This window comes from Kribbella sp. NBC_00889 (assembly GCF_045207705.1).
Taxonomy (GTDB): Bacteria; Actinomycetota; Actinomycetes; order Propionibacteriales; family Kribbellaceae; genus Kribbella.
The window spans coordinates 8,003,271-8,025,825 of sequence record NZ_CP108783.1 but is presented as its reverse complement, the minus strand read 5'-3'; the positions used below and the strand labels follow the sequence as shown (position 1 = coordinate 8,025,825).

General features: G+C 68.9%; 21 protein-coding genes. 5 read left to right on the top strand and 16 right to left on the bottom strand.

Annotated features, from left to right (window positions below):
• The first annotated feature begins 21 nt into the window (after window positions 1-21).
• Window positions 22-189, top strand: coding sequence for a 50S ribosomal protein L33 (gene rpmG / locus OG817_RS39445; protein WP_131363661.1), 168 nt, complete (start codon window positions 22-24; stop codon window positions 187-189).
• A 63-nt stretch (window positions 190-252) separates the two neighbouring features.
• Here rpmG and OG817_RS39440 read toward each other — a convergent pair whose 3' ends face one another.
• The 7 genes from OG817_RS39440 to kdpF all read right to left on the bottom strand — a co-directional run bounded on the left by OG817_RS39440 (window position 253) and on the right by kdpF (window position 8,931).
• Window positions 253-1,095, bottom strand: coding sequence for a hypothetical protein (locus OG817_RS39440; protein WP_406050063.1), 843 nt, complete (start codon window positions 1,093-1,095; stop codon window positions 253-255).
• A gap of 84 nt (window positions 1,096-1,179) precedes the next feature.
• Window positions 1,180-1,857 (bottom strand): response regulator, encoded by a 678-nt coding sequence (locus OG817_RS39435; protein WP_396392952.1) that lies wholly within the window; start codon window positions 1,855-1,857, stop codon window positions 1,180-1,182.
• Window positions 1,854-4,427 (bottom strand): DUF4118 domain-containing protein, encoded by a 2,574-nt coding sequence (locus tag OG817_RS39430; RefSeq protein ID WP_406050062.1) that lies wholly within the window; start codon window positions 4,425-4,427, stop codon window positions 1,854-1,856. The genes OG817_RS39435 and OG817_RS39430 overlap by 4 nt, the downstream gene beginning before the upstream one ends.
• A gap of 17 nt (window positions 4,428-4,444) precedes the next feature.
• Entirely contained in the window at window positions 4,445-5,092 is a 648-nt protein-coding gene (gene kdpC, locus OG817_RS39425) for a K(+)-transporting ATPase subunit C (RefSeq protein ID WP_396392954.1), read from the bottom strand.
• A 13-nt stretch (window positions 5,093-5,105) separates the two neighbouring features.
• A complete protein-coding gene (kdpB, locus tag OG817_RS39420; RefSeq protein WP_396393013.1) occupies window positions 5,106-7,103 on the bottom strand; it encodes a potassium-transporting ATPase subunit KdpB in 1,998 nt (665 codons plus the stop codon).
• A 77-nt stretch (window positions 7,104-7,180) separates the two neighbouring features.
• Window positions 7,181-8,842 carry a potassium-transporting ATPase subunit KdpA gene (kdpA, locus tag OG817_RS39415; protein WP_396392955.1) on the bottom strand — a complete coding sequence of 554 codons (1,662 nt, stop codon included), beginning with the start codon at window positions 8,840-8,842 and terminating at the stop codon, window positions 7,181-7,183.
• Window positions 8,842-8,931: a K(+)-transporting ATPase subunit F gene (gene kdpF / locus OG817_RS39410; protein WP_130442715.1), complete on the bottom strand. Its 90-nt coding sequence runs from the start codon at window positions 8,929-8,931 to the stop codon at window positions 8,842-8,844. The genes kdpA and kdpF overlap by 1 nt, the downstream gene beginning before the upstream one ends.
• Before the next feature lie 310 nt (window positions 8,932-9,241).
• Here kdpF and OG817_RS39405 point away from each other — a divergent pair, with 310 nt between their 5' ends.
• On the top strand, window positions 9,242-9,865 hold the full coding sequence (locus tag OG817_RS39405; protein ID WP_406050059.1) for a hypothetical protein: 624 nt from the start codon (window positions 9,242-9,244) through the stop codon (window positions 9,863-9,865).
• A gap of 45 nt (window positions 9,866-9,910) precedes the next feature.
• Here the strand turns inward: OG817_RS39405 and OG817_RS39400 are convergent, their stop codons facing one another.
• Window positions 9,911-10,306 carry a RidA family protein gene (locus OG817_RS39400; RefSeq protein WP_238164468.1) on the bottom strand — a complete coding sequence of 132 codons (396 nt, stop codon included), beginning with the start codon at window positions 10,304-10,306 and terminating at the stop codon, window positions 9,911-9,913.
• A 118-nt stretch (window positions 10,307-10,424) separates the two neighbouring features.
• On the opposite strand from OG817_RS39400, the gene OG817_RS39395 reads away from it, so the two are divergent.
• Window positions 10,425-11,537 carry a TIGR03118 family protein gene (locus tag OG817_RS39395; RefSeq protein WP_406050058.1) on the top strand — a complete coding sequence of 371 codons (1,113 nt, stop codon included), beginning with the start codon at window positions 10,425-10,427 and terminating at the stop codon, window positions 11,535-11,537.
• A gap of 41 nt (window positions 11,538-11,578) precedes the next feature.
• Here OG817_RS39395 and OG817_RS39390 read toward each other — a convergent pair whose 3' ends face one another.
• Genes OG817_RS39390 through OG817_RS39380 form a run of 3 tightly spaced genes read right to left on the bottom strand, consistent with a single transcriptional unit; the run spans window position 11,579 to window position 13,963 of the window.
• Window positions 11,579-12,457 carry a GNAT family N-acetyltransferase gene (locus tag OG817_RS39390; protein WP_406050057.1) on the bottom strand — a complete coding sequence of 293 codons (879 nt, stop codon included), beginning with the start codon at window positions 12,455-12,457 and terminating at the stop codon, window positions 11,579-11,581.
• 28 nt (window positions 12,458-12,485) lie between these two features.
• On the bottom strand, window positions 12,486-13,049 hold the full coding sequence (locus tag OG817_RS39385; protein WP_393385213.1) for a cysteine dioxygenase: 564 nt from the start codon (window positions 13,047-13,049) through the stop codon (window positions 12,486-12,488).
• The gene (locus OG817_RS39380; protein ID WP_406050056.1) at window positions 13,046-13,963 is read right to left on the bottom strand and encodes an amidohydrolase family protein; all 918 of its coding nucleotides are present in this window, start codon (window positions 13,961-13,963) and stop codon (window positions 13,046-13,048) included. Before OG817_RS39380 ends, OG817_RS39385 begins: the two co-directional genes overlap by 4 nt.
• 116 nt (window positions 13,964-14,079) lie before the next feature.
• On the opposite strand from OG817_RS39380, the gene OG817_RS39375 reads away from it, so the two are divergent.
• A complete protein-coding gene (locus tag OG817_RS39375; protein WP_406050054.1) occupies window positions 14,080-15,087 on the top strand; it encodes a LacI family DNA-binding transcriptional regulator in 1,008 nt (335 codons plus the stop codon).
• A 69-nt stretch (window positions 15,088-15,156) separates the two neighbouring features.
• On the opposite strand, the gene OG817_RS39370 is transcribed toward OG817_RS39375, so the two are convergent.
• The gene (locus OG817_RS39370) at window positions 15,157-15,987 is read right to left on the bottom strand and encodes an SDR family NAD(P)-dependent oxidoreductase (RefSeq protein WP_406050053.1); all 831 of its coding nucleotides are present in this window, start codon (window positions 15,985-15,987) and stop codon (window positions 15,157-15,159) included.
• Window positions 15,984-16,814, bottom strand: a complete 831-nt coding sequence (locus OG817_RS39365) for an SDR family NAD(P)-dependent oxidoreductase (RefSeq protein WP_406050052.1) — start codon at window positions 16,812-16,814, stop codon at window positions 15,984-15,986. Before OG817_RS39365 ends, OG817_RS39370 begins: the two co-directional genes overlap by 4 nt.
• A gap of 116 nt (window positions 16,815-16,930) precedes the next feature.
• Between OG817_RS39365 and OG817_RS39360 the strand changes: the two genes are divergently transcribed.
• Window positions 16,931-17,473: a helix-turn-helix transcriptional regulator gene (locus tag OG817_RS39360; RefSeq protein ID WP_406050051.1), complete on the top strand. Its 543-nt coding sequence runs from the start codon at window positions 16,931-16,933 to the stop codon at window positions 17,471-17,473.
• Between the two features lie 57 nt (window positions 17,474-17,530).
• Here the strand turns inward: OG817_RS39360 and OG817_RS39355 are convergent, their stop codons facing one another.
• From OG817_RS39355 to OG817_RS39345, 3 genes are all read right to left on the bottom strand, one after another.
• Window positions 17,531-20,392 (bottom strand): M36 family metallopeptidase, encoded by a 2,862-nt coding sequence (locus OG817_RS39355; RefSeq protein ID WP_406050050.1) that lies wholly within the window; start codon window positions 20,390-20,392, stop codon window positions 17,531-17,533.
• 162 nt (window positions 20,393-20,554) lie between these two features.
• Window positions 20,555-21,277 (bottom strand): hypothetical protein, encoded by a 723-nt coding sequence (locus tag OG817_RS39350; protein WP_406050048.1) that lies wholly within the window; start codon window positions 21,275-21,277, stop codon window positions 20,555-20,557.
• A 37-nt stretch (window positions 21,278-21,314) separates the two neighbouring features.
• The gene (locus OG817_RS39345) at window positions 21,315-22,514 is read right to left on the bottom strand and encodes a hypothetical protein (protein WP_406050046.1); all 1,200 of its coding nucleotides are present in this window, start codon (window positions 22,512-22,514) and stop codon (window positions 21,315-21,317) included.
• Window positions 22,515-22,555: the final 41 nt, after the last annotated feature.

The following is a 22,555-nucleotide window of genomic DNA, read 5'->3' as shown; positions in this document are numbered from 1 at the left end:
GCCGGTAGGAAAGGAACCAGTATGGCCAAGCGCAACGACCTCCGCCCGATCGTCAAGCTCCGCAGTACGGCGGGGACCGGGTTCACGTACGTCACCCGGAAGAACCGGCGGAACAACCCCGACCGCCTGGTGATGCGCAAGTACGACCCGGCGGTTCGCCTGCACGTCGACTTCCGCGAAGAGCGGTAACGATACAAACGTCAACGGCCCTCCACGAATTTCGTGGAGGGCCGTCGTGCGTTCAAGGGCCGGTCAGAGCCGGCCGTAGGCCTTCAGTGTGCTGAGTGCGCCGACGGTGAGGATGCCGCGGTACGCGAGGGTGGCGGCCTGGCTCGGCGGCTCCCAGGTGATCGACCAGCCGCCGTCCGGCTGCTGGTCGGCGATCAGGCGGTCGAGGTGGGCCTCGATCTGTGCGTCGTCGAAGAGCGGCCGCCAGACGCTGTCGGGCGTCGGCGCCAGGTGCAGCGGAGTCACGCCGTACGACGGGTCCGCCGCGTCGGCGCGGAAGTGCTGAAGCTTCGGCAGCCACTCGCGGACGCGGTCGAGGTCGACGTCGTCGGTGTGTTCCAGGAACTCCAGCGCCTCGTGCAGCCCGTGGGCGTCCTCGGGGAGGGCCTCGGCCAGCTGGGCCGCGCACCACGCACCTGCGTGTTCGCGCCACGGGTGCTCGAAGCCGAGCTTGTACAACCGCCCGACCAGGCCCGCGGTCGGGTTGATGCTGGGCTGGTAGGTCCATTCGGACACGTGCTCGGCGCGCGGATACCCCTCGATGGCCGGCGAGCAGAGCGAGACCGCGCCATCGGCGGTCGCGGTCGCGGCCAGCCAGTCGACCGCCCGGCGAACCATCTCGTCGTCCCGGGCGCCGGAGGCGAGCAAGATGTTGAACGCCACCTCCACGTCCAGCGACAGGCTGTCCGGGACCAGCTTGTCCGGCTCCAGTCCATGGCCGAAGCCGCCGTCGGCGTTCTGATAGCCACGCAGTGCCTCGACCACCCCTTGCGGATCGGCGTCCTCGAAGACAGCGGCGAACAGCCGATTCTCGACCAGCCGGGCCTCCCGGCGTACGAAATCACGACCAGCGGTGAAGGTGTCCATGGCTCTACCTTCCCGCAGAACCACCCTTCGGTCTTGAACGAAACGGACATCCGCTGCACCATCAGCCGCACCAGTTGATCCCCGTCACGGCTCGAAGCGGTAGCCCATGCCTGGTTCGGTCAGGAGGTGTTTCGGGCGGGCCGGGTCGGCCTCGAGTTTGCGGCGGAGCTGGCCCATATAGAAGCGCAGGTTGCCGCTCGCGTTCTCGTACCCGGGGCCCCAGACCTCGGTCAGGAGCTGGCGTTGCGACATCAGCTTGCCGGGGTGCCGGACCAGGACCTCGAGCAGGTGCCACTCGGTCGGGGTGAGCCGGATGTCCTCACCGGTCTCCAGGGTGACGCGCTTCGCGGACAGGTCGACCCGGATCCCGCCGACGGTCACCACCGGCTGGTCCTGGGCGATGTTGCTGCGCCGCAGTACGGCGCGCATCCGGGCGAGCAACTCGTCGATCCCGAACGGCTTGGTCACGTAGTCGTCCGCGCCGGCGTCCAGCGCCTCGACCTTGTCCGTGCTGTCGGTCCGGCCGGACAGCACCAGGATCGGTGCCTCGGTCCAGCCACGCAGGCCGCGAATCACGTCGACGCCGTCGAAGTCCGGCAACCCCAGGTCAAGGATGACCAGTTCCGGCGGGTGCTGCGCCGCCACCTTCAAAGCCGCCGTACCGCTGCCGGCCAGATGCACCTCGTAGCCGCGGGCCTTCAGGTTGATCTGCAACGCCCGCACGATCTGCGGCTCGTCGTCGACAACAAGCACCCTGGTCATAAGGCCTCCGGCTCGGAGCGTTCGCGCGATCCGGGGACCGGCGCGTCGGCCGTCCGCAGGCTCGCGGCCGGGATCGAGACCACCATCGTCAGCCCACCACCCGGAGTGTCCTCGGGCTGCAGGGTGCCGTGCATCGCCTCGGCGAGGCCACGCGCCAGCGCCAGCCCGAGACCGACGCCGACCGTGTTGTCAGTGTCGCCCAGTCGCTGGAACGGCGCGAACACCCGGTCCCGCTCCTCGCGCGGGATGCCCGGTCCACGGTCGATCACCCGGACCTCGACCGTGTCGCCCAGGGCACTGCCGGTGATCAACGGCGCGCGGCCGGGCGGCGAGTACCGGATCGCGTTGGCGAGCAGGTTCGCGACGACCCGCTCCAGCAGCGCGGGGTCGGCCTCTACCAGAGGCAACGTGTGCGGAATGTCGACGGTGACCTTCTCGCTCTGGTCACCGAGCTCGGCCAGTACGCCGGGCACAATCTCGTCCAGCGCCATCGGCCGGGTGAAGACCGGCAGTACGCCGGCCTGCAAGCGGCTGAGGTCGAGCAAGTTGTCCACCAGACGCGACAGGCGGTCCAGCGACTCGTCCGCCGTCTCCAGCAGTTCGGCCCGCTCCGACTCGCTCCATTCGACATCGTCACTGCGCAGGCTCGTCACGGACGCCTTCGCCGAGGCCAGCGGGGAGCGAAGATCATGGCCGACCGCGCGCAGCAGCGCCGTACGGAGCTTGTCCGCCTCGGCCAGCGGCTTGGCCTCGGCGGCCGCCGCGCTCAGCCTGGCCCGGTCGACCAGGGCGGCCGCGTGAGCGGCGAACGCACCGACCAGCCGGCGTTCGTCCGCCGCGAGCTGTCGGCCCTGCAGCACCAGGACGAGGTCGTCCCGCCCCGGGATCTCGGCGTCGCCGTCCTCGGGCCGGCGACACGTCGGCGTACCGGCCGAGGCGATCGGCCGCCAGACCTCGGTCAGCTCGTCGTTGTCGACCCGCTCCATCAGGCAGGCGCTCGTCATCCCGAAGGCCTCCCGGACCCGCTCCAGCAGCGCCGGCAGCGCGGTCTCGCCGCGCAGCACGGACCCGGCCAAGGTCGCCAGGGTCTCCGACTCGGCTGCCGCCCGGGCTGCTTGTCTGGTCCGGCGGGCGGCCCGGTCGACGACCGAGCTCACCATCGCCGCGACCAGCACGAAGATCGCCAGCGCGAGCACATTGTTCAGCTCGGCGATCGTGAATGTGCGCGTCGGCGGCGTGAAGAAGTAGTTCAGTACGACGGTCCCACCGACAGCGGTCACCATGGCCGGCCACAATCCGCCGACCAGGGCGACAATGACCACAGCCAGCAGGAACGCGAGCACGTTGCTGGTCAGGTTGAGGCTGTCACCGCCGATCCCGAGCAGCAGGGCCAGCAGCGGCGGCAGTACGACGGCCAGCACGAACCCCTCGACCTTGCGCCGGGTGGACAGGCTGCCGCGCAACCGAGGCAGCCGGCCACGGCCCATTTGCGAGTGGGTGACGATGTGAACGTCGATGTCGCCGGAGTCACGGATCGTCGACGTACCGATCCCTGGACCGGTCAGCGCGCCGAACCGGGACCGGCGGCTGCCGCCGAGCACCAGCTGGGTCGCGTTCTCGGCCCGGGCGAAGGTCAGCAGCGCGGCCGGTACGTCGTCGCCGACGACCTGGTGGTACGTACCACCGAGGCTCTCGACGAGAATGCGTTGCTCGGCGAGGCGTTTCGGGTCGGCGCCGGTCAGCCCGTCGGAGCGGGCGACGTGAACGGCGAGCAGGTCTCCACCGGAGGACCGGGCGGCGATGCGGGCGGCACGCCGGATCAGGGTCCCACCCTCGGGGCCGCCGGTGAGGGCGACCACGACACGTTCCCGGGCTTCCCAGGTCGAGTCGATGTCATGTTGGGCACGGTACTGCTGCAGGCCCACGTCCACCCGGTCGGCGAGCCACAACAGCGCCAGTTCGCGCAGGGCGGACAGGTTGCCGACCCGGAAGTAGTTGCCCAGGGCGGCATCGATCTTGTCCGCCGAATAGACGTTGCCGTGGGCCATCCGGCGGCGGAGCGCCTCCGGGGTCATGTCGACGAGCTCGATCTGGTCGGCGGCCCGGACCACCCGGTCCGGGACCGTTTCCTGCTGCGGTACGCCGGTGATCTTCTCGACCACGTCGTTGATCGACTCGAGGTGCTGGATGTTGACGGCCGAGATCACGTCGATCCCGGCGGCCAGGATCTCGTCGATGTCCTGCCAGCGCTTCTCGTTGCGGCTGCCTGGCACGTTGGTGTGCGCCAGTTCGTCGACCAGCGCCACCTCCGGCCGCCGGGCCAGCACCGCGTCGAGGTCCATCTCGGTGAAACTGGCGCCGCGGTAGTCGATGATCCGCCGCGGCACGATCTCGAGTCCTTCGAGCATCTCCGCGGTGTGCTCGCGGCCGTGGGTCTCAACGAATCCGACCACGACATCCGTGCCCCGGGCCAGCCTGCGCTGACCCTCGCCCAGCATCTTGTAGGACTTCCCGACGCCAGGCGCGGCACCCAGGTAGATCCGCAGATGCCCACGGCCGCTCTTGCTCATACCTCCATGCTCTCAGCTCAGCCCAGCTTGGCGAGTGCGTTGTTGAGCGTGACAACCTTGACGGCCGGCTCACCCAGGAATCCGAGCGTGCGGCCCTTGGTGTTCTCCTTGACCAGTTGCTGCACCTTCGCGACGTCCAACCCGCGCTCCCGCGCGACCCGGTTCACCTGCAGAGCGGCGTACGCCGGACTGATCGACGGGTCGAGGCCGCTGGCGCTGGCCGTGACGGCGTCCGGCGGGACCTGGGACGGGTCTACGCCCTCGAGGTCCGCGACGGCCTTCTTCCGCTCCTGGACGGCGGCGAGCAGGTCGGCGTTGTTCGGTCCCAGGTTCGACCCGGAGCTGCCCATGCCGTCGTAGTCCACCGCGGACGGGCGGGTCTGGAACCACATCGGGTCGGCCTCCATCACCGGGTTGCCGTCAGCGTCGACCTCGGGCTTGCCGTCCTTGATCACCTGCTTGGTGTAGGCCTGACCGATCAGATCGGAGGCCACGTCTTTGCCGTTCACCTGGACGATCGAGCCGTTCGCGTTGCTGTGGAAGAGCGCTTGGGCCACACCGGTCATCGCCAGCGGGTACGCGATGCCGAGGATGACGGTGAAGACCAGCAGGGCCCTGATCGCGACCCCGAACTGCCGGACGGAGCCGGGGAGATTGCTTGCCATGAACAACAGCCTTTCAGCGGATTCCGGGGATCAAGGAGATCACCAGGTCGAGGAGTTTGATGCCGATGAACGGGGTGACCAGACCACCGACGCCGTACACCAGCAGGTTGCGCCGCAGCATCGCGGACGCCGAGGACGGCTTGTACTGCACGCCGCGCAGGGCGAGCGGTACGAGTGCCACGATCACCAGGGCGTTGAACACGATCGCGGAGACGATCGCGGACTGCGGCGAGTGCAGCCCCATGATGTTCAGCTTGTCCAGCCCCGGGTACGCCGCCGCGAACAGCGCGGGCAGGATGGCGAAGTACTTCGCCACGTCGTTGGCGATCGAGAACGTGGTCAGCGAACCGCGGGTGATCAGCAACTGCTTGCCGATCTCGACGATCTCGATCAGCTTGGTCGGGTTGGAGTCGAGGTCGACCATGTTGCCGGCCTCCTTGGCCGCCGACGTCCCGCTGTTCATCGCCACGCCGACGTCGGCCTGGGCGAGCGCGGGGGCGTCGTTGGTCCCGTCACCGGTCATCGCGACCAGCCGGCCACCCTCCTGCTCCTTCTTGATCAGCGCCATCTTGTCCTCGGGCGTCGCCTCGGCCAGGAAGTCGTCGACCCCGGCCTCCTCGGCGATCGCCTTCGCGGTCAACTGGTTGTCACCGGTGATCATCACGGTCCGGATGCCCATCGCGCGCATCTGGTCGAACCGCTCCCGCATGCCTTCCTTGACCACGTCCTTGAGGTGGATGACCCCGAGAGCCCGGGCCTTCCCGTTCACGCTCTCGGCGACCACGAGCGGCGTACCGCCGGAGGCCGAGATGCCGTCGACCATCTCACCGAGCTTCGGGTCGGCGGCGCCGCCGTGGCTGTGGATCCAGGCGTTCACCGCACCGGCCGCGCCCTTGCGAACCTGCCGGCCGTCCACGTCCACGCCGCTCATCCGCGTCTGTGCGGTGAACTCGACGAAGGTTGCGTGCGGCAACTCTCCGGTGTGCCGCTCGCGCAGCCCGTAGCCGGTCTTCGCCAGTACGACGATCGACCGTCCCTCCGGTGTCTCGTCGGCCAGGCTGGACAGCTGGGCCGCATCGGCCAGCTCGGTGTCGGTCACGCCCTGGACCGGGATGAACTCCGACGCCTGCCGGTTGCCCAGCGTGATGGTGCCGGTCTTGTCCAGCAGCAGCGTGTTCACGTCACCCGCGGCCTCGACCGCGCGGCCCGACATCGCCAGCACGTTGCGCTGCACCAGCCGGTCCATGCCGGCGATACCGATCGCCGACAACAGCGCTCCGATGGTGGTCGGGATCAGGGCGACCAGGAGGGCCACCAGGATCACGATGCTCAGGTTCGTGTTGGCGTAGGCGGCGAACGTCGGCAGCGTCGCCACCGCGATCAGGAAGACGATCGTCAGGCTCGCGAGCAGGATGTTCAGCGCGATCTCGTTCGGCGTCTTCTGCCGTGACGCGCCCTCGACCAGCGCGATCATCCGGTCGATGAAGCTCTCACCAGGCTTGGTGGTGATCTGCACGACGATCCGGTCCGACAGCACCTTTGTGCCGCCGGTGACCGCACTGCGGTCGCCGCCGGACTCACGGATGACCGGGGCCGACTCGCCAGTGATGGCCGACTCGTCAACGCTGGCCACGCCTTCGATCACGTCACCGTCGCCAGGGATGATTTGCCCTGCCTCGACGACCACCCGGTCGCCCAGTTGCAGCGCGGTGGCCGGGATCTCTTCTTCACCGGCGTCGGTGAGGCGTCGTGCGGTGGTCTCGGTCTTCGCCCGCCGCAGGGTCTCCGCCTGGGCCTTGCCGCGGCCTTCGGCCACCGCCTCGGCCAGGTTCGCGAACACGACGGTCAGCCAGAGCCAGACCACGATCCACCAGACGAAGATGCTGGGATCGGTGAAGGCCTTGATCGTCGAGGCGGCCGCGCCGACCTCGACCACGAACATCACCGGGTTCTTCACCATCACCCGCGGATCGAGCTTGCGCAGCGCGTCCGGTAGCGAGGTCAGGAGCATCTTGGGGTCGAACGCACCTGAGGGTGCCTTCTTCGCCACCTTCTCCGGGGTCGGAGGAGGAGTCGTCACTAGCGTGGTCACAGTCCCTCCGCGAGGGGTCCGAGGGTGAGAGCGGGGAAGTAGGTCAGGCCGGTGACGATCAGGACGACTCCGACCAGCATCGTCACGAACAGCGCCTTGTGAGTCGGCAGCGTGCCCTGGGTCACCGGGACGGGCTGCTGCTGGGCGAAGGAGCCGGCCAAGGCCAGCACGATCACGATCGGCACGAAGCGGCCGAGCAGCATCACGAGCCCGAGGGCGGTGTTGTAGAAGGGGATGTTGGCGCTGATGCCCGCGAACGCGCTGCCGTTGTTGTTACCGGCCGAAGTGAAGGCGTACAGCACTTCGGAGAAGCCGTGTGGGCTGTCGGCGTTGAGGATCGACGCGCGCGCTGTCGCCAGGCCCATCGCGATCGACGCACCGACCAGGACACACGTCGGTGTGGCCAGGATGTACAGCGAGACCAGCTTCATCTCGCGGCCGGTGATCTTCTTCTTCAGGTACTCCGGGGTCCGGCCGACCATCAGACCGGCGACGAAGACCGTGAGGACGGCGAGCACGAGAATGCCGTACAGACCGGTGCCCGTGCCGCCGGGCGTCACTTCTCCCAGCATCATGTGGAACAGCGGTACGCCGCCGCCGAGTGGGGTGAACGAGTCGTGCATCGAGTTCACCGCGCCAGTCGACGTACCGGTGGTGGAGACGGCGAACAGTGACGACGCCCACTCGCCGAACCGGGTCTCCTTGCCCTCCATCGCCGCTCCGGCCGCCTGGGTCGCAACACCCGCGCCCTGGTTCTCGAAGAACGTCGCGAGGAAGACGAAGGCCGCCCAGATGGTGGTCATCACGCCGAGGATCGCGTAGCCCTGCCGCTTGTCCTTCACCATCAGGCCGAACGTCCGGGTCAGGGCGACCGGGATCACCAGCAGCAGGAAGATCTCGAACAGGTCCGACAACCCGTTCGGGTTCTCGAACGGGTGGGAGGAGTTGGCGTTGTAGTAGCCACCGCCGTTGGTGCCGAGCTCCTTGATCACTTCCTGGCTCGCCACCGGGCCGCCGGGGATGGTCTGTGTCTGGCCGACGACCGAGGTGACCTCGTGGCCGCCGGAGAAGTTCTGCACGACGCCCATCGCAACGAGCAGCAGGCCACCGAGGACGGCGATCGGCAGCAGCACCCGGATCACGGTCCGGGTCAGGTCGACCCAGAAGTTGCCGAGCCGGTCGGTCTTGGACCGGGCGAAGCCACGGATCACGGCGATCGCGACGGTGATACCGACCGCCGCGGACAGGAAGTTCTGGACCGCGAGGCCGGCGAACTGGACCAGGTGGCCCATCGTGACCTCGGGAACGTAGGACTGCCAGTTGGTGTTCGAGACGAAGGACGCGGCGGTGTTGAACGCCAGTCCTGACTCGACGCCGGGCAGCCCGTTGGACAGCGGCAGGTGGGACTGCAGCCGCTGGATCAGGTAGAGCAGGATCACGCTGACGGCGGAGAACGCGACCACCGACCGCGCATAGACCGCCCAGGTCTGCTCAGCCTTGGCGTCGACGCCGAACAGTTTGTACGCGCCACGCTCGAACCTGGAGTCCTTGTCGCTCGTGTAGACGCGAGCCATGTAGCCACCCAGTGGCCGGTAGACAGCCGCCAGGCACAGGATGAGGAAGCCGACCTGCAACAGGCCGGCCGCAGTGTCGGACATCAGAACCTCTCGGGGAAGATCAGGGCGGCGACCAGGTAGAGGACCAGGGCCGCGGCGACCACCAGGCCGGCGATGTTCTCGGCGCTCACAGCTTCTCCACTCCACGCAGCGCGTACCAGATGGCCGCGAAGACGACGACGGTGACGGCGAGATAGATGACGTCAGACATGACGGCGCCACCTCACAGCTAAAGTGCTCATGAAGCCACTGCACACCGCTCGCTGCCTGCTCAGGAGTGTTCTCGCAGGCCTCTCACACCCGCTCTGACAGCTCTCACAGGCTTCTCACAGCAACGTATTCCGGACCGGACTTCGCCCGTGGCCGTTCTGTCCGCATACTTACGCCTGGCAATCCCAGATCCAGGCACAGCCCCACGCACAGACAAGGGAAGAACAGCACGTGACTGAAGTCGACATCACCGCCCCCGCAGAGCAGTTCTTCTCCGCGCAGACCCGGGAGGCGCTGGCCGAGGCGAGCCGCCGGCTGGCCGAGCGCCTCCAGGCCCACACCGACGCCCTGCTCGCGATGACCGGCGCCGAGGAGCAGTCCGCGCTCTACGAGCAGAACGCCGCCCTTGAGGAACTCGTCGAGGGCTGGAACGACGCGGTCTTCGAGCACACCGGTACGGCGCCACTGCTGCTGGAGGACTCGGTCGACGACGAGGACGACGAAGAGGCCGAGCAGGATCAGGTGATCAGCGTGGTGTCGCGGTTCGACCTGCGCGTGGTCGACCTGGACGCGCTGCTCGACGCCGGCCGGGCGGCCCAGGAACGGCACCCCGCCGAGGTGGACGACGGCGGCGAGGACGAGCCGGTGGACTCGGCCGAGCAGGCGATCTACGAGATCAGCCGCGAGGTCGGCGAGGCCTGGTTCGAGCTCCCCGGCATCGAGATGGTCGCCGGCGCCCGCGCGTACGTCGTACCCGAGCTCCCGTTCGAGCCGCTGGACGCCGACGCCGAGGACGTCGTCACCGAACTCATCGCCCCCAACGGCGTAGCGACCCACGCCGAGACCTGGGCCTAGCCGAGCAGTTCCTGTCTGACGGTCCGCGCGACCGTCAGACAGGAACTAGGCCATCGCGATCGCGTCGATCTCGAGGAGCCAGTTCTCGGAGTAGATGTCGCAGATGATCACGGTCAGCGCGGGTGCGTGCTGACCGAGGACCTCTTCGCGGATCTTCGAGTTGAGCGCCCGGAACTGCCGGTCGGACAGGTAGGTCGTCACCTTCACCAGGTTCAGCACCCCCATGCCCGCCTCGGCCAGGACCGAGAGCACGTTGCGCCAGACCATCCGGCACTGCGCCTCGAAACTCTCCGGCACTCGGCCGTGCTCGTTGCCCCACGGCACCTGACCGCTGACGAACACCGTCCGCTCGGCCCCACCGACGACCACGCCGTGCGTGTAGTTCCCCGTCGCCGGCGGCAGGATCGCCGGGTTCAACTGCTGGATCGCAAGCTCCGCCACAGTTTCCTTCCCCCTCCCACGTTGCTGCTTACCCATGTCTACCCTGCGCCGGATTGAACCGCCTAGCCCATCGGGCCGTATCGATGGTGCTCCGCACCTCAACCGACAGGAAAGTGACATGTCGCTTCGCCCGAAGGGCCGTCCACTCGCTCTTGCGACCGCGTTCATCGGTGGTCTCGCGCTGGTCACCCCAGCGACCGCCAGTGCGCACCAAGACCACCACGAATCCTCGAGGCATCTCGCCGTACAGCAGGTGAACCTCGCCTCCGACCTCCCCGGCAAGGCCGTGTTGACCGACCCGGACCTGGTCAACCCATGGGGCCTCTCACTCGGCGCGACGACGCCGCTGTGGGTGTCCAACCAGGGGACGTCGAGCTCGACGCTCTACTCGTCCGCGCCGGGCTCGACCACGATCACCAAGGTGCCCACCGTCCGGGTGACGGTGCCGCTGCCGACCGGCCAGGTCTCGAACCCGGGCACCGGCTTCGTCCTCAGCAACGGGACCGTCAGCGCTCCGGCCCGGTTCATGTTCGCGACCCTCACCGGCCAGATCGCCGCCTGGGGCCCGCCGGTCAGCCCGACGATCGGTGCGGCGCAGATCGTCGCCACCACCCCGGGCGCCGCCTACACCGGGCTGGCCGTCGCGACGGCAAGCACCGGTGACCAGCTGTACGCCGCCAACTTCGCGCAGGGCCGGATCGACGTGTTCGACAGCGCCTTCAACCCGGTCAAGTTGCCGTGGTGGGCGTTCCGTGACCGCTCGCTGCCGAAGGGTTACGCGCCCTTCAACGTGCAGACGCTGAACGGGAAGATCTTCGTCGCCTACGCCAAGCCCGACCCGACGACCGGCCGCAGCGTCGCCGGCCGCGGGCTCGGCTTCGTCGACCAGTACACGGTGGACGGCAAGTTCGTCAGTCGCGTCGCCTCCCGCGACTCGCTGAACGCGCCGTGGGGCCTCGCGCTGGCTCCGGCCGCCTGGGGTCAGCCGGCCGGCACGCTTCTGGTCGGCAACTTCGGCGACGGGCGCATCAACATGCTGCAGCCGACGTCGCACGGTCGCTACGAGTCCGACGGCCAGGTCCGCACCCCCGGCGGCAAGACGCTCGCGATCGACGGCCTCTGGGCTCTGCTCCAGGGCACCGCGACCACCGGCGGCACCGACGCCCTCTGGTTCTCCGCGGGTCTCGACCAGGAGACCCACGGCCTGATCGGCGTACTCCGCAAGCCGTAGTCCACCTGGTGTCCGGGGAGATCGGGGCCCTCCCCGGACACTCAGGCCTTGAGCGACTTCTCGAACCAGTGATGGGCGTACGGCTCCGCGTTGAACGCGGACACCCCCTGATAGCCCGACGCGCGATACAGACCGATCGCCTCGGTCAGTGACCGATTGGTCTCCAGCCGTACGACGTTCGCACCGCGGGCGACTGCCTCACGTTCGAGCTCGGTGAGCAGCCGGCGTCCGAGCCCCAGACCGCGGGCATCGCGGGAAACCCACATCCGCTTGATCTCCGCGGGCTCCTCACCGTGCAGCTTCAACGCGCCGCAGCCGACTGGCTCCGCATGCAGCGTGGCAACCAGCAGCAGGCCGGCGGGCAATGTCAGCTCGGCGTCCTCCGCCGAAATGCTGTGCGCGTGGTCGAACCCGTTGTCGAACCGCTCGCCTAACTCGTCGAAGTACGAGCGCAGGCACAGCTGTGCCTCCGGCCGCCGCGGATCGACGATGCCGACGTCGACCATCGACGCGGTCAGCAGCCGTGACACATCGTCCATCGCGGCGACGAGCCGATCCCGCTGGCGCTCACTCAACGGCGCCAGGATCGACCCGGCCAACTCGTCGGACCGCCGGTCCAGCAGCCGCCGCTCCTTCGCACCCGTCCTGGTCAGCCGTGCGATCCGCACGCGCGCGTCCGCACCGCTCTGCTCGACCCGGACCAGCCCGTCCTCCTCGAGCGACCGCAGCAACCGGCTGAGGTACCCGGAGTCGAGGCCGAGCCGCGTCCGCAGCGCCCGTACGTCGCACCCGTCCGCGCCGATCTCCCACAACACCCGGGCCTGCCCGAGCGGACGGTCCCGGGACAGGTAGGCGTCGTTGAGCGCGCCGACGCGCTCGGTGACGATCCGGTTGAACCTTCTGACCGCGGCGATCTCCATTCTCTGACTTTAGTCAGAGAATGTGACCTCAGTCGAGCGGCCGGAGTTCGTCGGCGTAGGAGACGGAGATGCGGCGGAGTACGCCGTCCTTGACCGAGTACTGCCCCATGCGCCACAGCGGCGGGCTGTAGGCATGGACGGTGATGCTGCCCTTGTCCAGGCCGGTGAGGCGGTGGATGTGGTCCGGGCCGAAGCCGTAGACGTCGCCGGCCGTCACCTCGGTCTCGACCGAGTCGGTGCCGATCGCGAGGTTGTGCTCGACCAGCGTGCCCTTCGCGACCGCGACCGCGCCGGACGAGACATCGTGGTCGTGCCAGCCGGTGTCGTTGACCGGCGTCCAGCAGATCAGCCAGACGTCGACGTTCGCGTCCCGATGCAGGGAGGCGAACACGCGCTCCTCGTCGCTGTAGGCGACCTTGTCCTCCCACAGGTGCGGCTGCGCGGCAACCGACGCGGCCAGCTCGGACAACTCTGCGGCATCCAGGTCGCGGCCCGGAAGGTTGTCCAGCGACAGACAGTTGTTGAGATCCACTAGCCGGCTGGGCTGGCGCGCCGGGACGTTCGGAACGTCGGTGATCGGCTGAGCAGTCACTGCACTCCCCTCTCAGGAGATGGTTGCCCGGCCCCGGGGTTGACGCCGTACAGGAGCCGGTGTGGGTTGGCGTGGCGGATCACCGCGGTCGCGGCATCGCCTTGGCGGAGGTCGGTGATCCCGGCGTACGGCCGGTCGGTGCCGTGCACGACCTGGTCGATGCCGAGGACCCGCGCGACCGCGTCGATCCCCTGCGGGCCGTAGCTCGAGGTGTCGACGTACAGGTTGGGGTCGATGGTGCCGAGCCGGCCGCCGCGGGCAGCCAGCCGTTCGTGGTGCACGGGGGCGAGTCCGGCCGCCGCCACGAAGCACAACCGCAGTCGCGGGTGCTGGTGGCGGCCGCCGTACGCGTGCCAGGCCCACCATGCGGCCTGGAGTTGACCGGCGTAGTCGACGACGGGCGCCCACCACCCGGGCACCTCGCAGTCGGTCCGGGCCGTGCCCGGGTGGACCAGGATCGGCTTGTCCGACCGCTCGGCGACAGCGAGCAACTCGCCGACCTCGGCCCACCCGGCCGGTGTCGCGAGTACATGCGCCGGCAACTGCAGTCCGAGGAAACCGTCGGCCAGCAGCACGCCGAGGCCGTCGACGTCAGGCTTGATCAAACTCACCGAAGCCCAAGCCCTGAAGGGCTCCGGCAGCGCGGCCGCACCCGCATGCCAGGCGTCGAGCAGCGCGTTGTCGCGGAGCTGCTCGATACCGAGCGGACTCGACAGCGACACCGCCGCAAGCGTCGTACCCGTGTCCTGCTCGAGGGCGACCCGCTTGTCCACCGCGTGCGCGGCCGGATCGACCTCGTACGGCGCTTCGGACGCGGTGTGCAGCGTCCAGCCGTCGAGGTACGGCGGCTCGGAGCGGGCCCGGAGGCGGTCGACGAACTCGGCCGGCCAGAGGTGCTGATGAACGTCGATCATCGGCTTCCCCTCCCGGCGGTTTGATCAGATTGAAGCGCTTCAGGACTCTTAGAGTGAAGCGCTTCAATACGGGACTTGTCAAGTTTCTGTCCGCCGGGCGGTCTAGGGTGCTGATCATGTCCGGAACCGGCCGCAGGCCAACCCTCAAGGACATCGCCGCGGAGACCGGCCTGTCGATGGCGGCGGTGTCCTATGCGCTGCGCGGCCTGCACGGCACTCCCGAGACCAGACAGCGGGTTCAGGACGCCGCCGACCGACTCGGCTACCAGGCCGACCCGGTGGCGCGGGCGCTCGCGTCCGGCCGGAGCGGTTCGATCGGCGTACTGTGCGCGTCGCTCGAGGACCTGTGGCAGCAGCGGCTCGCTGCCGCGCTCGGCCGGGAGCTGCTCGCCCCGGACCGGAACGCCTGGATCATCGACTCCGCCGGCGACGCGGATCGCCAGCTCGAGCTCGCCCAGCACCTGGTCGACCACCGCGCCGACGCGATCGTGGTAATCCCGATCAACCCGGCCGCCAAGGGCTGGGCAGCGATCGCGCAGCAGGCGCCCGTGATCGCGATCGGCGACGCACTGCCCGGCGCGAAGGCGAAGTCCGAGGTGGTGTTCGACAACGAAACCGGCGTCAGTATCGCGCTCAGCCGGCTGGCGGAGGCCGGCCACCGACGCGTCGCGGTCCTCAGCCCGACCCGCCGGTTCGAGGTCGAGCGCCCGGCCGAGGAGATCGCTCAGCGCATCGGCGTGAACCTCAAACTGAAGGTCCGCATCCTGCAGTGCCCACACGACTTGGCCGGCGCGACCGAGGTCGCCCGCGAGCTGCTCACCAGCAGCAACCGACCGACGGGCATCCTCGCGCTGGCGGACTCGATGGCCTTCGGCGTGTACGCCGCCAGCCGCGAGCTCGGCCTCCGTGTCCCGGAGGACCTGTCCCTGCTCGGGTACGACGACCAGCCGATGTCGCAGCTGCTCACGCCGCCACTGTCCACGTTCCAGTGGCCGCTCGCCGAGTTGGTCGCGGACGTCGTCGCCCGCGTCACTTCCGCGGTCGACACCAACCGCCGTGTCCGCCGGACGACTGTGGCCCCGACCCTGATCGAGCGCGGCTCGGTCGCCGCGCCGCCCACCTGAGCGACGCGACGACCTGCCGGCTGCGATCTCCACGCGCTCGAAACTAGACTAATTCACTGCACTTACTGTTCATCGTTCACGATGTGGGAAGGCAGCGGCGTGCGGCCGTAGTTCCTCAGTTGCGGCCCAGACGCGCCGCGCCAGGTCTTCGTCGTACGAGAACGCTGACGACCGCACCGACCGGAACCGGTCGTAGTACCCGGTCGGCGCCTCGGGACCGACGGCCAGCCGCACGACCGGCTCGGCACCGCGCCGCGCGGACAGGGCGAAGGCCTGCACGGCCGCGACCTGCAGCCGCGGGAACTGCCGCCCGAGATCCGTCCGAACCACACCCGGATGTACGGCGACCACACTCAAGTCCGGTCGGCGGCGCTGCAACTCGTACGTGAACAGGAGATTGGCCAACTTCGTCCTGCTGTAGGTGAGGAACGGATCGAACTCCGCCGGGCCGTCCGCCAGCCGCCTCGGATCGACCCGGACCGCGCCACCGCGCATCGGCGACCGATGCCCCTCGGAGTTCACGTTCACGATCCGGCCACCCGACGGAAGCAGCGGCAGCAGCAGCGCGGTCGTCGACCACGGCGCCAGGTGATGGACGGCGAGGTTCAGTTCGATGCCCTCGGCATTGACCTGACGGCCGGGCGTCATCACCCCGGCGTTGTTCACCAGTACGTCGATCCGCTCGGTCTCGGCCGTGATCGCCGCAGTCGCCTGTTCGACGCCGGCCCGCACCGACATGTCCGCCGTGATGACGGTTGCCTGCGGCAATCGCTTGGCCAGACCGGTGGCGCGAGCCGGGTCGCGCCCGACCAGGAACAGCCGATGACCACCGGCCGCCAACTGCTCGGCTGCTCGCCGCCCCAGCCCCGAGGTGGCACCGACCAGGACGACGACGCTCATGCCTTGATTCCCTTCAGTCCAAGGGCATTGCTCAGCACTCGCTCCCTCAGTCCGACCGGCAACCTGGTGAGGATCGCCGCCAGCGTGCGTGCGTCACCGACCGTGTAGCGACGCTTGGGCCGCGGCGCCTCGACGGCGTGAACGATGACCTCGGCAACCTTCTCGGCCGGGCCGGGCTTGAAGCGTGCGCTCGCCTTCTCATAGGCGGCCAGATGGGCGCCGTACAGCGCCACCCGGTCGCCGTCCGTCCGCTCCAGCGCCTCCTGCGCGGCGGCCCTCGCCTTGGTGAAGATCGCGGAATCGGTCGATCCCGGCTCGATTACCACGACCGGGATGTTCCACGCGGCAAGCTCGAGTCGGAGTGCGTTCGAGAGTGCCTCCAGTCCCGCCTTGCTGGCCGACAGTGCACCGAGCAGCGGCATCGCGACCCGGCCGGTCGGCGCACTCACGTTGATGATCCGGCCCGCTCCGGCGCGGACCAACGGCAGGAACTCGCGAACGACGGACGCCGGGCCGAGCGTGTTCACCTCGAACTGCCGTCGCCATTCGTCGGCCGGCACCAGCTCGATCGGTCCCTGCACGATCACTCCGGCGTTGTTGATGACCGCCCGCAGGCCGCCGGTCTCCCCGGCCACCTGCTTGGCCGCGGCCGCGACACTCTCCGGATCCGCCACATCCAGCATGACCTCCCGGACCCCCTCACCGAAGCCGGCCCGCCCGCGCACCCCGGCGTACACGGTGAAGCCGCGGCGACGGAGCAACCCGACCGTCGCCGCTCCGATGCCGCCGGTCGAGCCGGTGATGAGCACTGCACGACTGTCAGACATTCCGACTCCCTCACGATCAGTTGGCCCCCAGGACATGTCCCTAGGGACATATGAGAGCATGCACATGTCCCCGGGGACATGTCAAGATGTTCCGACGAGATCGAAGGAGGCGCGCCATGTCGCTGCGGCACGGGCTGCTCGGGCTGCTCGCCGAGGGGCCGGCCAGCGGGTACGACCTGGCCCGGCGGTTCACCGAGGTCCTGGGCTCGATCTGGCCGGCACAGCACCCGAAGATCTACGCCGAGCTCGGCAAGCTCGCGGGCGAAGGCCTGGTCGAGGTCGAGAGCGAGGGACCGCGCCGGCGGAAGGCGTACCGGATCACCGAGGCCGGGCTGGCGGAGGTCAAGCGCTGGCTGACCGAGGTCGAGGTCGACCACACCATGCGGTTGCAGCCGTTGCTCAGGTCACTGTTCTTCTGGCTGATGGACGCCGACGACCTGCGACGTCACCTCGAGTCCGAGGCACGGTTCTACTCCGAACTGGCCGAGCAGTACCGCCAGTACGCGGCGGCCAAGGACCGCGGCGACTTCGGCTACAGCCCGCAGACCCAGTCGATGCGCGTCACCGTCGAAGCCGGCATCCGCCTGTACTCCGCTCTGGCCGAGTGGGCCGAATGGGCCCAGACGGTCCCGCCCGCGAAGCCGTCGAAGAACCACTGAGAACGCCGGAAGGCCGGCCGAGCGGGATGCTCGACCGGCCTTCGCGGGTGGTGCGGGTTACTTCGTACCGAAGACCTGGAGCTCGGTCATATCGGTGAACTGGCAACCGCTGAAGGCGCCGTCCGGGCAGTTCGTGGCGAAGTCCGGGACCTGCGGGCTGAGCATCCAGAACCGCACGTACTGAACTCCGGTCGCGTTGCCGCTCGGGGCGAGCAGGTTGTACTTCGCCCGGTTGGCCGCCGTGAAGGTCCCCTCCTGGGCGGTCGCCCAGGTGGTGCCGTCGACCGAGGTCTCGATCCGGTACTGACCGGTCGACGCGCTGCCCGCGTCACCACAGGTGTTCGACGGGTCGACGTTGAAGCCGCTGATGTTCACCGCGGCCGGCAGCTTGATGTCGATGTGCTTCGGCACCATCACGTTCGTGGGCGTGCCGTTGTCGTCACCGGTGGTGCTGCCCCAGCCGGTGCCCTGCGCGTTGTCGATCGCGAACGCAGGACCACACTGCGGGGTGAAGTCCGGACCGTTGAAGTCGACCACCGAACCGCCGCCCGAGGACGCGGCCCAGTTGCGGCGCGGAGCGAAGTTCGACTTCGAGCCGCTCTTGGAGACCGTTGCCGACTGCACCAGCAGTTCGTAGCCCGGAGCCGACATGACGACCTTCGGGTAGGTCCCCGGCGCGACACCGGTGATCTGGTACTCGCCCTTCGAGTTGGTCGAGGCGGCGTAGTCGCCGGCGTAGCCGGAGGAGTGACCGCCGACGTAGACCAGCGCGCCGACCACCGGAGCACCGGTGTCCTTGTCCAGAACGGTGCCGCTGAGCGTCGTGGTCGCGCCCGTCGGCGGCTTGTGGAAGTCCTCCGCCGGGAACGAGTCGCCGCCGTCGATGACACCGGCGTACCAGCCCATGCCGCGGTTGGCGAAGACGGTCCAGATCGTGTCGGCGTTCTTGCCGCCGCTGGCGACCAGGTCGGCCTGCACGATCGCGTTGCGCATGTCGAGCATCGTCGGGTCCGCCGGCGACAGCTCCATCGCACGGGTGATCAGGCTGACCGCGTAGCTACGGCCGAAGCGCTCGCGCAGGTCCCACAGCGTCTGCGCCCAGACCTCGCCGGAGGCGTGCACCTCGGGCGTACCGCCGATGGTCGGGAAGTCGCCGTAGGTATAGCCACCCTTCGAGCCGTCCGGCTGGATGCAGTTCGGGCTGACGGCCTTCACGCGGCAGTCGATCGCCTGGGTGCGGAACAGTTGACCGGCCGCGACGTACTTGCCCTCGAGGACCTCACCGGGAGCGGTGGTGTCCTTCTCCAGACCGTGCGAGACCAGGTAGTCCATCGCGTAGAAGTCGCTCCACGCCTCGCCCATCGAGCCGGCCTGGATGCTGTTCAGCGTCGAGTTGCCGGTGGCGTCGACGACCAGGCGGTTGGACAGACCGTGGGTGTACTCGTGGTACAGCACGCTCGCGTCGTTCGCACCGCTGGCCGGCACGAACGGGTCCTGCGCGTCCGTCGTCCCCGGGAAGTGCCACAGGTACATCTGCATGGTCGGCGAGATGCCGTCCGGCGGGGTCGACATGTTCGCGTTGTCGATGTGGTTCGCGTCGGGTCCGCCGTTGGCAGCGGTCGCGGCGCCGTCCAGCGCGTTCAGGTGAACCGGGTCGCCGCCCGCGGTGTCGAACGAACCGGCCGCCGGGGTGAAGCTGATCGGCGGCTTGGCCAGCCAGTCGTGGAAGTTGCTGGCCAGGTAGAACGCGTTGGTGACGTCCTGGTTCATGTTCGTCTTCCAGGAGTCCGGCTTGGCCGGGTCCCAGGTGCAGACGAACGACGCCGAGCACAACGAGGAGGCGCTGGTCTGGAACGGCACCAGCTTGTACTCGGCGCCGGTCTTGGTGCCCGGCACCTTGACCGTCTCACCGGCGTTCGGCTGGTTGTCGTCGTTCACGTCCGCGAAGGCGGCCACCGACGTACCGTCGAGCAGGGTCTTCGCGTTCTTCGGCAGCCACTTGTTGAAGATCAGGTTCTCGACCCGCTGCGTGCCGCCCTTCGCGGCGCCCGGGTAGTTGTCCTGCACCAGCGCGTCGCCGTTGCCCTCGCTGACCAGGTCCTTGCGGTAGAGCAGGGCGCCGGTCTGGGCGTCGATGACGTGGCTGTAGATCTTCATGCCGCCGGCGTTGACGTAGGTCAGCCAGCCCTTGCGCAGCCCGTCGGCGGTGTGGAACCACACCTGCTTGGCGGTGTCGCCGTTGCTCCAGGTGGTCGCCGTACCGGCGGACTTCGCGGTCGCGGACTTCGCCGTACCACCCATGTCCTCGGCGGCGGCGGTGCGGGCCGCGGCGGCGGACACCTTCGGCGCGGCCGCGGCAGACCGGGCCTGAGCCTGGCTGGCCAGTCCGGCGACCGGCGCACCCATCAGCGAGATCAGCTCGCCGTGCTTGGTGACGTTGGCCTTCAGGCCGTTGCCGAACACCTCGATGCCGTCGACCGTCTGGATCCACGAGATGTGGTGGGTACCGAGGTCGTCGACGTAGTCCTTGCGGAGCTTGAACGTGCCGAGGTCCGCGGCGGAGAGCTTGAAGACCGCGGAGTGCGCCTTCACGTAGCCCAGCGCGACGTCGGTCGCCTTCTTCGCGCTCTTGCCAGTCAGGAAGCCGTTGAGCTTGGAGACCTGGGCCGGGGTCCCGGTGTTCGGGTCGAACTCGACGACACCCTGGGTGCCGAGCGAGTCGCGGAACTTCTCCGACGCGGCAGACTCCTGACCCGCGACCTTGGCGGAGCGGGTGGCGGTGGTCTTGGCGTTCGGCGTCCGGGCGTCGTAGTTGCCCTTCCGTTCCTTGCCCTTGGTGTTCTCGGACTGGGCCGCTTTGCCCTTGCCCTCATTGGGGCCGGCCGTCTGCGCGGCCGTGGCGCCGCCGGCGGCGGTCACGGCCAACACAGTGGCGGCGGAGACCGCGGTGACTGCCAAGAGCCCCCGCCGTCTGCGTGATGTGGTCACAACAACGCTCCATCAAAAGTGTCTGCGCGGGTCGCCCTCCACGATCCGTCCGCGCCTGACCTTAAGCCTGGCGAACAGTCCGGGGAAGAGATTTCACCGGATTCGCGTGGAGACGAGGGTTGTCCTTCGTGCACGGAACAGTACTAGGAGCGACAGTGAAATCGTCGCACCCAGCCAGCAAGCGGTTGCGATGAGTGTCGTGCCACCGGGACGGGCGATCGATTCGCCGCGTTCGGCCTGCCAGGTGACCAGCCAGATCAGGCCGGCGTACGACGCCGCGGCGACCGCGACGAGGGCGGTACGGGCACCCTCGGGACGCAGCGCCGGGAAGCGGCGGGCGAGCAGAACGAGGCCCAGGGCAACCAACGGGATCGCCTGCAGTGCGTGCACACCGAGGAAGTGACCGATCCTCAGATCGCCACCCTGCGTGCTCCATCCGGTGATCGGCAACCCAGGGCCGCCGTCTTCGACGCCGACGCCGTGCGAACCGAGGTGCAACTGCTGACCGGCCGCGGCCGCTTCGCGTTCCTGTGACGGGGTGACGCGGAACATCAGATTGCCGAGCATCATGCCGGCCAGCGTCGTACCGAGGGCGAGCCGGATGCTCCAGCGCAACGCCCTGTCGCCGGGCTTGTCGAACAGCAGCTGGATCGCGATCACCAGGACGGCGGCCCAGACCAGATAGATCGTGCTCGCCATGATGTTGTGGATCAACTGGTCGGCCGGTGTCGACACGTTGAAGTGCAGTTGCCGGCCGCGGACCACGACCTGTCCGATGATGAGGACCATCTCGGCCGCGACGCCCGTCAGCCCCACTGCGGGGGTGGGCCTGAGCCCACCCCCGCCCGGGCGATCAGAAGGCTGCGGCGCCGTTCGGCGTACCGAGACCGGTCGGGCCGTCCCAGCCGGTGCGAGCGTTGCACCACTGGGTCGTCGGGCAGCTGCCGTTGCTGCCGCTGGTCACGTCGAACAGCGAGCCCGGGTGGGCGTACGGCAGCGCGTTCGCGTAACCGCTCGTGGTGCCGGACAACGCGTAGACCGCGGCGATGATCGGGGCGGCCTCACTCGTGCCACCGAACTGCGCCCACGTCGACGCCGTCTTGCTGGTCGGGTAGTAGATCGCCATCCCGCCCTTGCCCGGGTCTGCGGCCGCGGACACGTCCGCCATCGCCCGCTTCGAGCAGCCGGTGCCGAACGACGCAGCGGCACTCAGCGCGGTGTTGTACGACGAGCAGCCCGAACCGGCGCCTGCCCACACGGTCTCGCTCCAGCCCCGCGAGTTGCTTGCGGCAACAAGCGACGTACCGCCGACGGCCGTCGTGTACGACGACGAGGCCGGGTAGCTGCCGCCCTGGTACCCGTCGTCACCGGTGGACGCGGTGACCGCGATGCCCGGGTGGTTGTAGTACTGACCGTAGCTGGCGTCGGAGGCGTCGCCACCGCCGTAGCTGTTGGAGATGGCAACGACTCCGGCCTGCTTGGAGGCGGTGACGACCGCGGCGCCGAGATCGGCGAAGCTCGCGGACTTGGCCTGGACGACGACGATCTTGGCGTCCGGAGCGGCGGCCGAGACCGCGTCGACGTCGAGCGCCTGCTCACCGGCCCAGCCCGCGTTGAACCTGGGCAGCGAGGTGCCGCCGTTCTGGTCGATGATCCGCAGGCACCCGTTCGCCGTCGTACAGGCGGACAGGCCGAACTGGGACCGGTAGACGCCGAGGTCGCGCTCCAGGTTCGGGTAGCCGTAGGCGTCCACGATCGCGACCGTGCGGCCGCCGGCGCTCAGGCCGTTGAGCTTGTACGCGTCACGCAGGCCGGACGGCGTGAGTCCGGTCGCCGGGGGCGCCGTGGAGGTCGGTGCGACACCTGCGGCGTCGACCAGCTTGAGCGCGTGGCAGCTCGCGGTGTGCCTGGCCTTGGCGGCCGAGCAGACCTTGACGGCATGCTTTCCGACGGTGGACGGCGTGGTAGGGGCCGCGACGGCCCCTTGTGCTGTCAGCCCTGCGACGGCCAATGCGCCGGCCCCCAGGGCGGATACGAGAATCCGTTGCCTCAACAGAACTCCTCGAGCTGGGCAGGCCTCCGCCCGTGATCCCG

Coding starts and splice junctions, on each gene's coding strand:
- rpmG (WP_131363661.1), top strand. CDS start 22: ATGGCCAAGCGCAACGACCTCCGCCCGATCGTCAAGCTCCGCAGTACG.
- OG817_RS39440 (WP_406050063.1), bottom strand. CDS start 1,095: ATGGACACCTTCACCGCTGGTCGTGATTTCGTACGCCGGGAGGCCCGG.
- OG817_RS39435 (WP_396392952.1), bottom strand. CDS start 1,857: ATGACCAGGGTGCTTGTTGTCGACGACGAGCCGCAGATCGTGCGGGCG.
- OG817_RS39430 (WP_406050062.1), bottom strand. CDS start 4,427: ATGAGCAAGAGCGGCCGTGGGCATCTGCGGATCTACCTGGGTGCCGCG.
- kdpC (WP_396392954.1), bottom strand. CDS start 5,092: ATGGCAAGCAATCTCCCCGGCTCCGTCCGGCAGTTCGGGGTCGCGATC.
- kdpB (WP_396393013.1), bottom strand. CDS start 7,103: ATGCTCCTGACCTCGCTACCGGACGCGCTGCGCAAGCTCGATCCGCGG.
- kdpA (WP_396392955.1), bottom strand. CDS start 8,842: ATGTCCGACACTGCGGCCGGCCTGTTGCAGGTCGGCTTCCTCATCCTG.
- OG817_RS39395 (WP_406050058.1), top strand. CDS start 10,425: ATGTCGCTTCGCCCGAAGGGCCGTCCACTCGCTCTTGCGACCGCGTTC.
- OG817_RS39390 (WP_406050057.1), bottom strand. CDS start 12,457: ATGGAGATCGCCGCGGTCAGAAGGTTCAACCGGATCGTCACCGAGCGC.
- OG817_RS39380 (WP_406050056.1), bottom strand. CDS start 13,963: ATGATCGACGTTCATCAGCACCTCTGGCCGGCCGAGTTCGTCGACCGC.
- OG817_RS39375 (WP_406050054.1), top strand. CDS start 14,080: ATGTCCGGAACCGGCCGCAGGCCAACCCTCAAGGACATCGCCGCGGAG.
- OG817_RS39370 (WP_406050053.1), bottom strand. CDS start 15,987: ATGAGCGTCGTCGTCCTGGTCGGTGCCACCTCGGGGCTGGGGCGGCGA.
- OG817_RS39365 (WP_406050052.1), bottom strand. CDS start 16,814: ATGTCTGACAGTCGTGCAGTGCTCATCACCGGCTCGACCGGCGGCATC.
- OG817_RS39360 (WP_406050051.1), top strand. CDS start 16,931: ATGTCGCTGCGGCACGGGCTGCTCGGGCTGCTCGCCGAGGGGCCGGCC.